The organism is uncultured Bacteroides sp. (genome assembly GCF_902472605.1).
Lineage (GTDB): Bacteria > Bacteroidota > Bacteroidia > Bacteroidales > Bacteroidaceae > Phocaeicola.
The window spans coordinates 1-3,928 of sequence record NZ_CABROP010000077.1; the positions used below are offsets into that span (position 1 = coordinate 1).

The 3,928-nt window shown below is 41.3% G+C and carries 4 protein-coding genes; 3 read left to right on the plus strand and 1 reads right to left on the minus strand.

Going from position 1 to position 3,928, the window contains the following annotated elements:
- Positions 1 to 327: 327 nt before the first annotated feature.
- A complete protein-coding gene (locus tag RDP42_RS12390; protein WP_308763938.1) occupies positions 328 to 924 on the minus strand; it encodes a TetR/AcrR family transcriptional regulator in 597 nt (198 codons plus the stop codon).
- A 325-nt stretch (positions 925 to 1,249) separates the two neighbouring features.
- On the opposite strand from RDP42_RS12390, the gene RDP42_RS12395 reads away from it, so the two are divergent.
- The 3 genes from RDP42_RS12395 to RDP42_RS12405 all read left to right on the plus strand — a co-directional run bounded on the left by RDP42_RS12395 (position 1,250) and on the right by RDP42_RS12405 (position 3,907).
- Positions 1,250 to 1,936 (plus strand): porin family protein, encoded by a 687-nt coding sequence (locus RDP42_RS12395; RefSeq protein ID WP_308763939.1) that lies wholly within the window; start codon positions 1,250 to 1,252, stop codon positions 1,934 to 1,936.
- Positions 1,937 to 2,770: 834 nt separating this feature from the next.
- Positions 2,771 to 3,217, plus strand: a complete 447-nt coding sequence (locus RDP42_RS12400; protein ID WP_308763940.1) for a GNAT family N-acetyltransferase — start codon at positions 2,771 to 2,773, stop codon at positions 3,215 to 3,217.
- A 249-nt stretch (positions 3,218 to 3,466) separates the two neighbouring features.
- Entirely contained in the window at positions 3,467 to 3,907 is a 441-nt protein-coding gene (locus RDP42_RS12405; RefSeq protein ID WP_308763941.1) for a hypothetical protein, read from the plus strand.
- The last annotated feature ends 21 nt before the right edge of the window (positions 3,908 to 3,928 follow it).

Sequence of the window (3,928 nt, forward strand, 5' to 3'; positions counted from 1 at the left end):
GGCGAGCCACAGCAGGATACACAGCACCATCTTTTTCATACGCATCTGACTGTAAGGAAAATCTTGTCCTGAAAGATACGAAAAAGAAACGGTTTTTCAAAGCTGTGGAAGAAATTGGCCAGACACCTCTTCGTTTTCCCGGAAACATCCTTCTGATGTGTACGTCTCTCTTCCCGGAAACGTATGTTTCCCGAAGCAGAAACGTACGTTTTCCGGCAGGGAAACATACGTTTTTCTTGTGGGAAACATAGAAAACGCCTTGAAGAATTCCTCACTCCTTCAAGGCGTTTTCCACTTATCTGTTCCATGGAAGAAAACCCTCATACCCTACTTTTCATTTTTCAGTTCGTCATACAGGGAATAAAACAAATCTCTTAGCGAATCCAGATTCAAACCTTTGGAGAAACTATCTTCAAAAGCCATGCCAGAATAGAGATACCTGAATTGCAATGCCGTTTTATGCACATCACAAGTCGGCTTGATTTCGCCGGATTCTTTTGCTTTCTGTAGAATGTCCTCCCAGATTTTTAAGCTTGCACCAAACATCGCTTGAATCTTAATGTCTGCTTCCGGATAATATTTTAATGCTTGATACAACAGGTTGAAATAGCCTCTTTGCACATTGGGTATTCCCAATAAGCACATTTCGTTCATTCGTCTACTGGTATCTGCCAGAAACGCATCAATAAAACTTTTCAAGGTGTCCATGTCGTCCACTTCCGTAAAGCCCGGCTTGAACTCCAACACATACCTGTCGACCACGGCCTTGAACAGCGCTTCCTTGCTCTTATGTTTGAAGAAAATAGCACCTCTGGTCAGACCTGTTTCTTCTTCAAGTTTAGCCGTCGACACACTCTCGTAATTATACATCAAGAACAATTTGAATGCGGGCCTTAAAATTCGGTCAATATCGTAATTCTTCATATCAGGACGTTTTTGCAAATATAATAATTATTATCAGGGTCATAAAATTTCACGTTTTTTTATCTGTGGGAAAAGCACAGGTACCGGTACACAGGTACCGGTCAAAGTCATCACACCACATCCAGAGACCAGAGAGAGACAGCCGATTGAACCTGTAACAAGAAACAAACGATTTGCAAAACGATGTAGATGTGATTTTAAAAAACGCAAAATATGATGATTGTAATAATATTGTCCATACCTTTGCCACGAGATGATAACGGTACCGAAGACATCATCCAACCGTAAAACGGAATGTGTAACGCATAAATTAAAACGAAAGACAATGAAGAAAAAAGTAGTTTTGGCTTGCCTACTGATGGCAAGCGTGTGCGGAGTGTACGCACAAAATGTGACATTGGCTCCCGAAGCAGGTATTTCTGCCGTACAGAGATACGGATGGGGACAGGAATGGAGACCTTCTGCCAAAGTCGGGGTAGCCGCCGATTTCAATCTGACCCGCCATTTCGGCATTGAATCGGGTCTGTTTTACACTTTCAGGGGATATTCCATTTCCAACGGGGGAATCTACAGTGATGATGAGGCTACATGGATAGAGAACGTGTCGGAGACAAGGCATTTCCTGCAGATACCGGTGATGGCCCAGTTCAGATGGAACCTGAACAAGGACACCAAACTGTTTTTCGGCGTGGGACCCTATGTGGCTTTCTGCCTGAAAAACAAGTTTGACAGCAATCCTTACTATCTGAAGGGAAACGCTCCGGGAATGCATGAACAGTATTATGACGGTTTTGTGTATGGAAAGGATGCCTGGGGAAATGACAACCTCTACCTTTACGATGAGGCCCGCCGCTTTGACTGGGGTGTATCTTCCAATATAGGTATTGAAACCCATCACTGGTATGCCAAGCTGCAATATGACCTTTCCTTGGGCAAAGAAGGCAAGAACGACGTGATTGGAGCCAACTATCACTCGCTGACTCTTTCCGTGGGATATAAATTTGGCTTATAATCATTCTTACTTTTCTCAATGTAAAAGCTGTATGATTGTTTTGCAGCCTGCAAATGTATGCTCAAAAGAAAAGCTACATGCGATATGCGTTGTCTGTCTTGGCAGGATATGATTATAGATTGACAAAATGGATGGCTATTGGCATAAACTATACCGGCTATCAGATTGGGCATAGTTTTGATTTTAAGCATTCGTGCAACATAAAATTAAGCCTTTTATTTTAGACCGGTCAGCACGCGAAGTAAAGCTTTCATTCCTTCCAGACGATACCGCAAAAGGGATTGATTATGCACTGCAATCCAACCATGGAGTTTGATAGAAATATCTAAAAACCCAATGATACTCAAATAGAATCTGATAGATATAAAACCTCAGTATCAATCAACATTGGAACTTACAAGAATTGATTGACACAATAAAGCCTCCGGAGGGATATCTTACCGGGGGTTTTGTGTATTGAATAATCGAGCTCTCTCGTTTACTGCCTCTTCCAATGCGGTACATTAACCACAAGAACTGCCGCGGCACAACAAAGTAGCTGTACAAGACACTACAGACAAGTCGCTGCATCTCAGATGCGAACACACCAGCAAGAGTACACTGGCACTACCAACCTCGATGAGGCAATTCTCGTAAAATGAAAAAAGCTATTGATTGTAGATTATTTTATTCATCTTATAAAGCGATGAATCAATTTTTAGAGTTATATTTGAGACTATCAAATGAATAATTGATAATAAAATTAGAGTTACTACTTTGAGTAATTTCTATTTATAACGAAACGAGTGCATGCTGAAAAAAATAAAAATAAGTACCGAGCTATAAAATAGTAACATGGAAATAAGACTTATTACTTCTAACAAGAAACAATTCTTGGATTTGCTGTTGTTGGCAGATGAGCAAGAAAGCATGATAGACAAATACCTGGAACGTGGTGAGATGTTTGCTCTCTATGATGATGGTCTTAGGGCAATCTCTGTGGTTACGTGTGAAGGAGGAAGTATCTACGAAATAAAAAACATAGCCGTTTATCCCTCTTCCCAACGCAAAGGATACGGGAAACGACTGATCGATTATCTCTTCAGATACTATCAGGGGAAATGTTCCGTCATGTATGTCGGTACGGGAGATACGCCTTCTGCTCTTTCTTTCTACGAACATTGCGGCTTTCGCATCTCACATCGACTGAAAGACTTCTTCATAGACAATTATGACCAACCTATTTATGAAGACGGGAAACAGCTTACCGACATGGTGTACTTGCGGAAAGATTTCCCTTGATTCATATTTTAGGAAAACCCGAGATACAGAAATGAACTTCTTTTAATCTTATGATTCTCCTTCATATTGGAATCGACCTGCTTCGCACCAACAAAAATAGCGAAAATTGTTACAGGATAGTCCACGCTATACCACACTCTAAAAAAACACTAATTTTACAATAAAAAGACAGGCATTGGAACACTTTTCCGCCTGCTTCTTTTATATTTGCCATTATACAATAAATGATACTTTCTCACTCCACACAAGATGGAAAATTTCAGACTTAAAAACAGATGGATGTATGGAGGCTACATCATCCTGTGGTGGTTCCTCGGAGGACTGATATTCTATTTCCTCCTGAACCTAATCACCCAATCCCCTAAGGAGGAAGCAGACTTCCTGTATCCTTATTCATCCTATATGCTGAGCGGAATTCTCGTCAGCTGGATGCATAGTCGCACTTATTACGCCGTAAGGAAGGAGATACTGCAAATACGTACTCCACACGTTCTTCTGAAGACGCTGGTCTTACACGATATCGTACAAGCAGTACATTATGACTCCACCCAGTTCAATGTGCGCCATGGGTGGTACAACGTACGCCTGACCCTCCAGAAAGAAAAGAAGGTCTATCTGTATGCGAAAGATGGGGAAAAACTCATCGCGCTTCTACTTTCACTTCCTGAATGTTCCGCAGCTCGTCACTGAAGTTGACACCAATCCGATAGA